9 protein-coding genes are annotated in these 6,356 nt (G+C 61.0%); 3 read left to right on the top strand and 6 right to left on the bottom strand.

Going from position 1 to position 6,356, the window contains the following annotated elements; genetic code table 11:
• Positions 1 to 87: 87 nt before the first annotated feature.
• The 3 genes from ACFVTG_RS23930 to ACFVTG_RS23940 form a co-directional block, all read right to left on the bottom strand.
• Complete coding sequence (locus tag ACFVTG_RS23930) at positions 88 to 600, bottom strand: single-stranded DNA-binding protein (protein WP_390283338.1); 513 nt, start codon at positions 598 to 600, stop codon at positions 88 to 90.
• 34 nt (positions 601 to 634) lie between these two features.
• Positions 635 to 892 (bottom strand): glutaredoxin family protein, encoded by a 258-nt coding sequence (locus ACFVTG_RS23935; RefSeq protein WP_390283340.1) that lies wholly within the window; start codon positions 890 to 892, stop codon positions 635 to 637.
• Between the two features lie 86 nt (positions 893 to 978).
• A complete protein-coding gene (locus ACFVTG_RS23940; protein ID WP_390283342.1) occupies positions 979 to 1,518 on the bottom strand; it encodes a hypothetical protein in 540 nt (179 codons plus the stop codon).
• Between the two features lie 861 nt (positions 1,519 to 2,379).
• On the opposite strand from ACFVTG_RS23940, the gene ACFVTG_RS23945 reads away from it, so the two are divergent.
• Both ACFVTG_RS23945 and ACFVTG_RS23950 read left to right on the top strand, forming a co-directional pair.
• Positions 2,380 to 2,505, top strand: coding sequence for a hypothetical protein (locus ACFVTG_RS23945; protein WP_390283344.1), 126 nt, complete (start codon positions 2,380 to 2,382; stop codon positions 2,503 to 2,505).
• Positions 2,506 to 2,669: 164 nt separating this feature from the next.
• Positions 2,670 to 3,374 (top strand): SOS response-associated peptidase family protein, encoded by a 705-nt coding sequence (locus ACFVTG_RS23950; protein ID WP_390283346.1) that lies wholly within the window; start codon positions 2,670 to 2,672, stop codon positions 3,372 to 3,374.
• A gap of 3 nt (positions 3,375 to 3,377) precedes the next feature.
• Here ACFVTG_RS23950 and ACFVTG_RS23955 read toward each other — a convergent pair whose 3' ends face one another.
• The 3 genes from ACFVTG_RS23955 to ACFVTG_RS23965 form a co-directional block, all read right to left on the bottom strand.
• Positions 3,378 to 4,676 carry a Y-family DNA polymerase gene (locus ACFVTG_RS23955; protein ID WP_390283348.1) on the bottom strand — a complete coding sequence of 433 codons (1,299 nt, stop codon included), beginning with the start codon at positions 4,674 to 4,676 and terminating at the stop codon, positions 3,378 to 3,380.
• Entirely contained in the window at positions 4,669 to 5,100 is a 432-nt protein-coding gene (locus ACFVTG_RS23960; RefSeq protein ID WP_390283351.1) for a LexA family protein, read from the bottom strand. The genes ACFVTG_RS23955 and ACFVTG_RS23960 overlap by 8 nt, the downstream gene beginning before the upstream one ends.
• 63 nt (positions 5,101 to 5,163) lie before the next feature.
• Positions 5,164 to 5,310: a hypothetical protein gene (locus tag ACFVTG_RS23965; RefSeq protein ID WP_390283354.1), complete on the bottom strand. Its 147-nt coding sequence runs from the start codon at positions 5,308 to 5,310 to the stop codon at positions 5,164 to 5,166.
• 566 nt (positions 5,311 to 5,876) lie between these two features.
• On the opposite strand from ACFVTG_RS23965, the gene ACFVTG_RS23970 reads away from it, so the two are divergent.
• Positions 5,877 to 6,062, top strand: coding sequence for a hypothetical protein (locus ACFVTG_RS23970; protein WP_390283357.1), 186 nt, complete (start codon positions 5,877 to 5,879; stop codon positions 6,060 to 6,062).
• Positions 6,063 to 6,356 lie beyond the last annotated feature (294 nt).

The following is a 6,356-nucleotide window of genomic DNA, read 5'->3' on the forward strand; positions in this document are numbered from 1 at the left end:
ATAAGGGCGAGTAGGGGTATTGGGTATGTCATCCCTATTATCTCTGCGCGGGGCCGGCGACGTGCCGGCCCCGCGAAGTCTTGAGAATTAGAACGGGGGTTCCGAATCGGAGCCATTGCTCCAGCCGCCGGCATCGCCCGCCGGCTGCGTTGCCCACGGATCGTCCTGCGGGTAGGACTGTCCGGGTTGTGCGGGGGCTCCCTGGTTGGCATATCCCCCGGCGGCCTGGCCGGCACGCTGGGTGCGGTTGACTTTGGCGTTGGCATAACGAAGGCTCGGGCCGATTTCGTCGACCTCAAGCTCAATCACGGTTCGCTTCTCCCCTTCCTTGGTTTCGTAGGACCGGGACTTGAGCCGGCCTGAGACGATGACGCGCGTGCCCTTAGTCAAGGACTCGGCCACGTTTTCGGCAGCCTCCCGCCAGACCGATGCGCGCAGGAACAGGGTTTCGCCGTCCTTCCATTCATTGGATTGCCGGTCAAACGTCCGCGGCGTCGAAGCGATGGTGAAGTTGGCAACCGCGGATCCCGAGGGCGTGAACCTCAATTCTGGATCGTTGGTCAGATTGCCGATGACTGTGATGGTTGTTTCGCCTGCCATTTTCTTGCCTTTCGGTTTGAGTGTCTGGGCGTTGCTAGTTGCCGGACTTCACGATGGCGATCACTTGATCAATCCTGCCCGGGTTCAGGCCTGACCAGTGGTTTTCCGTGCCGTCCTTGTCGAATACGACGACGGGGGCCTGGGAGTATCCAAGTTCTTCCGTGATGTACAGGAAGGCGTCTTCGTTGGTGGTGATGTCCACTTCTTGGAAGGTCACATCCGCCTCGGTGAACAGTTGCTTGGTCTTGTTGCAGCCGAAGCAACCCTTCGGCTTGGTGTAGATGGTAAGCATGGCCTTCACCCTCCCCCTTGGTCCTTATATATCCATAATACCTATTAGACCTATTGTGGTCAATAGGTCTAATAGGTACTTCAGGTCTAAGCGGCCTTCTTTTTCTCGTCTTCGGCCTGGCGTGCAGCGTGCCATTCGAGGCATTCATCGATGGCCTCAAGCGTTCCGGGCCTCGGTGCCGCCTGGGCGAAGCCCCTCATGAGCTTCAAGTGGTGCACTGCCGCGCCATGCATCCCTGCCTGCGATTCAGGCGTCCAGGTGATGTGCGCCTGATGGTCGAAGCACCTGGCTCCGATCTCCTTGCGGAGCAGGACGAAGTTGCCGGCCAGCCCATCTGCGTTTTCAGGGCCGATGTAGTACAGGTACTCGATATCGCTGCTGGCCCATTCCCTACAAGCTTTCTTGAGGGTCAAGGTCTCCCCCAGCCGCTCCCTGAAATGATCCGCGGCGTCAGCCTCGGCAAATGCCGCGTAGTCCTGGGCGGTCAGTTTCCTGCCTTCGCGCGCTACGTCCACGATCCAGCGAGTAAGCGCCGGAATCTTGAAGGCGGGGCTTGCATATTGAGCGTAGAAGACATTCGGTGTTTTGGTCTCGTTGTCGATGATCAGGATTGCTCGCGTTCCCACTCTGGTTCCCCCTAGGTCTATTGGATCTTATATACCTATTATACCTAATAGCGCCATTCAATCCAATAGACCTATTAGGTCTATTGGATTGAATGGGATTGGATCCGGTAGCAGTGTTTTGGTGCCGAGAAGTCTTGCCTGGCGCGGGACTTGCCATTGTTTGGATCAAGTGGAGCTTGCGGGACGGGGTGGTGATTGTCGCCGTCGGGAGCTTGCGACTTGTGGTCATCGCCGCCCGTAACCACAGTGTGAGTCCCTGGGCGGTTTGAGGAGCCGGCCTCCGCCTTGGTGACGTTCGTGCATTTTCTTACCCCCCCGACATTGGGTGTGTGTTGTCCCGGCTGAAAGAAACCGGGCCACGACGGCGGGGGAGTCGGCAGTGGTGGTCTTGGTCCATGGGGAACTGTGCCGTTTGGTGAGTGGCTGCGTTCCGAGGCTGTGCACGGCCACCGGTTAGTGGTGGTGACGTGGAGCAGTTGGGGACCTGGTGGTTGTGTGCCGGTGGTCATGTGGTTCCTGTCGTCCAGGTGTGTGCGGGAAAAGCCTGGAGGATTTAGCTTTTGCCGTGCATGGGTGGGGGGAGAGGCTAGGAACTCGGTCTTCTGAGGGTGGTATTAGCCCTAAAAGGTTCAAAAGGTCTGTTAGAACTATTGGGGATGGGGCTAGCTGGCTTGTGGCTCGCCCGGGGTGCTGCGGCGCGCCGGACCTTTTCTGTGGATGGCCTGTCCACAGAGGCGTGTCGGTCTTTCCATGTTGCTGTGGGTATCGCGTGCACAAGGGCCTTTGGACGCAACGAGGTCCAGGTATCTGTCGTCCCTGCCGTCTAGGATGGATCCCCCTGGGCGAGGGGGAGGGAGAAGTATGGAGGACCGACGGCGGCCGCGGGCAAGCGTGTGGCAGATTGCCGGCGTGTGGATCGCAGCTGCAGCTCTGCTGCTGAGCGCAGTACGCATGGGCCTGGATCTGTGGCAGCTGTCCGGGCGGTGAAGCGGCCGTCACAGGACCCGGGCCGGTCCTGTGACGGCCCATGTCTGCGGGGCGCTGGTACAGTGGTGCAGTCCCGCCGGTACCCCCCATTCCGGCGGGACACTCTTTTACCCCGGCGCCTCCAGGCACCGTTGTTTCTGCGGGATTGCCGCAGAATAAGGAGCATGTGTGGACGCTATGCCATTGGAAAAAGCGGTGAGGATCTGGCCAAGACGCTGGGGGTTCATTTCCCGGCCAGCGCGTTGGCCTGGGAGCCGGCGTACAGCCTTGCCATCACCAATTCAGCACCGGTAGTGCGGGAGCGGCTGGCGGACGGCGGGGAGCTGCAGCGCGAGGGCGCGTTGCTGCGGTGGGGCGTTCCCGATCCGGCCCCGGAACGGTTGGGCAAGCCGATGCAGAACGCCCGGTTGAGTTCAATCCACTTCTTTGAGGTCTGGAAGAACCTCTACCGTTCAGGGATGCGGGCTGTAGTGCCCATGAGCGGGTATTTCGAGTGGATCGAGACCAAGCCGAAGTACAAAGTGCCGATCTTCATCCATGACCCGGCCGCGCCGCTGCTTCTCGCGGCTGGCCTGTGGTCGCCGGATGAGACATACACGGTCATCACGGTCCAGGGGAAGGATGCGGCGGGGGAGATCCATAACAGGATGCCGCTTTTCCTGGATCCGGAGCTGATGGGTTGCTGGCTGAACCCGGAGGCGCTTGCGCCGAAGGACGGCGCTGCCTTGCTCAGGGATGTCCGGTCCGGGTCGGACATCATTGCCTCCCGGCTGTACACCCACCCGGTCAGCCGGGAGCTGAACAACGTGCGCACGGCTCCGCGGGAAGATCCGCGGTTGCTCGAACCGGTGGACTTGGCGACGGCGTAGCCGTCAAGCAGCCTTGACGATCGGCAATTCGTCCCAATGGGTCGTGTACCGGGGTGAGAGCATGTCCCGTTTCATGGTCCAGTCCGGGCCGCCCTTGATGCCGGCATGGCCAAGCCCGATGGAACCCCGGCCGTATTTACCGGCCACTTCTTCCAGCAGCGGGCCGATGTCGCGTTCCTCGTGGACGTTCTCGAACAGTTCCAAGGGTTTTTGGTTCCCGCTGGGGCGCAGGTCGGTGACCATGATGCCGGCGCGGACGTATTTCACGCCGTCGTTGATTCTGGGGATGAGGGCGCGGGCCGCTTTGGTGAGGATTACCGGGTCGGCGGTGGGCATCGGCAGCGCGACGCAGACTGATGGGTAGGACGTGTCACCGGGGCTGTAGTAGGAGGTGCCGGCGAACGCGGTCAGGACTTTGGCCTGCAGGTCGTGTTTGGCCAGGCGGGCGCTGGCCTGCTGGGCGTACACGCTCATGACCTGGCGCATATCGGCCGCCGTCGTGATCGGTTTGGAGAATGACCGGGAGAAGATCAGCTGGTCCCGTCCTATCCGTTCTTCCTCCATGGGGATGCAGGGGGTTCCCTGCAGCTCGAGGACGGTGCGCATCATCACCACCGAGAACTTGTCCCGGATCGCCGCCGGATTCGCCCTGGACAGGTCAAGAATCGAGTAAATCCCCATCCCCGCCAGGCGTTTCGTGAGCCTCGTGGCCACACCCCAGATCTCGCTCACGGAAAGTCGGGACATCAGCGCTTCACGGTCGGCCGACGGCACGGATTCCCACCGGCACACCCCCTCGAAGACCGGATTGTGCTTCGCCCACTTATTGCTGAGCTTCGCCAGGGTTTTCGTCGGGGCGATGCCCACACAGACGGGCACACCGACGTGCGTCCGGCAGGCGTCCTTCATGGCTCGCCCCAGCGCCAGCAGATCGTCTCCGGAGCCTTTAACGCCCAGGAAGCACTCGTCAATGCTGTAGACCTCCTGCCAGGCGGAGTACCGGGCCAGCAGCTCCATTACCCGGGCGGAAATGCTGCCATAGAGTTCGTAGTTGCTGGACCTCGCCAGGAGGCCCCATTCCTTGGCGCGGGGGGCGAGCTTGAACCATGGCTCTCCCAGCACGATCCCGAGCTTCTTGGCCTCATCCGAGCGCGTCACCGCGCAGCCATCGTTGTTCGAGAGGACGATAAGAGGTTTGCCTTCAAGGGACGGATCGAAGATCCGCTCAGCCGAGGCGTAGAAGCAGTTGACGTCGATATGGGCGATTTCCTGCATGCGGCGCATCACCGCCGGCCTAGACATAATGCAGGCACCTGACCGCAACGCCCCAGATCCGCAGATCCGAGAGTTCGGGGACCCGGATCGGCGGATATTTGGGGTTGTCCGCCTGCAGGATCACACCGGTCCTGGTGATCCGCAGCCGTTTGATGGTCAGTTCGCCGTCGAGGATCGCCACCACCACCGACCCGTCCTTGGGCTCCAATGCCTTGTTCACGATGAGTTCGTCGCCGTCGCTGATGCCGCCCGGCTCCATGGAATCCCCGGACACCCGCACGATGAAGGTGCTGGTCTTGTCCTTGATCAGGTGCTCGTTCAGGTCGAGTTCAGAGGAAAAATAGTCCTGGCTCGGAGAGGGGTAACCTGCCGGGACGGCCACCGGTGCCACCGGAACGTGCCCCGGAGGCGCCCCCGCGTCTATCATGCGAGGGTCCAAAGCAAGACTCATGACACACCTTTATTCGAAAATATGTTCGAATAGAGTCTAGTCGCTCATGCCGACATTTCACCTTCAGTGCCACTGGGGAGGGAAGACCTTGCGCCAGTAAGCCGCTTCCGCGGTCGTGAGTATCTTGTAGATCCTTTCCACGGTGAATTTCCCCAGGTAAGCGCGTTCGGCATCGTCCAGCTCTCCTAGGGATTCGACTGCGGCCGCCAAGAGAACAGTGGCACTGGGGACACTAGTGGTGGTCGGGATCTTGTCGAGGCCGATCTCTCTCCGGAGGGGGTATGTTGAGGATGGCGATAGGGTCGGTCCACGGGTTCTCTGTTGCTCGGTGACCTGCTGGCACGCCATGGAGCTCCCGGAACTCCTCCAAGGCTGGATTGAACGCACTTCGGAGGCCCTTGATCAGCTCTGGGAGTGACAGACTCATCGAGTCGCGGAGATGCTGATTTTGACTTTCGTAACGGTTGCAGAAGGCTTCCAAGGCACTTTTCATTACGTCGAGCTGTGCCACTCCTGGTGCGTCTGAAGGCAATTCGCCTCGCGCCTTTCTAACCACTCGACGCAAATCGAGCACCGATCCGTAGCTTAGGTTTGGTTCCTCCAGAGCGAGCGCGTTCCAGAGAACTCTTGCACCCTCGCACTCGCGCACGAGAAGCTCGGCTTTCGAGTGAACCTGAGCGCGGCGGTCGCGGCGCCGGTAGCGAACCATGAGCCACGCGGCCACAACGGCTGCGGCTGCGGCGACTCCGCCGAATATGATCCCAAGCAAAGCGCCTATGTCCACAGGTACAGTTTCTCTCCGGGGACCCTGGGAGTCGGTGCCGGCCGTTCCAGTCGCGGAGTCGCTTGCCGGCCCTACCGAAGACGAGCCGGGAGCGGACATCGGGGCCATAGAAGTCGGGGCCATAGAACAGGAAGTCATCAATGCGATCAAAAGCACCACGACCGCCAAGCACCGGTAGGTCTTGGATCCAAAGCCACTTGAAGCTGGTTTCTTCATGTCCTCCCCGGTTCCCTCTGTAGTGCAGGTGCCCCCTCATAGTATGCGGCTGCAACAGGGCGCTGGCCGGAAACGGCCCCCTAGATCGGACGCGCGTGGCCGGGCGTCTCGGAGACGATGGTTCGCAAGACACTCCAGAGCGTGTTCATGAAGGCGCGGAATCGCGGGCCCGGGTTTTGTAATGCTTCCCGTGTACTCGGCTGTGTAACGTCCAAGTCGGTTGGTGATACGTCCCGGCAAATATGGGCAGCTCGGC

The organism is Arthrobacter sp. NPDC058127, assembly GCF_042884555.1.
Classification (GTDB): domain Bacteria; phylum Actinomycetota; class Actinomycetes; order Actinomycetales; family Micrococcaceae; genus Arthrobacter.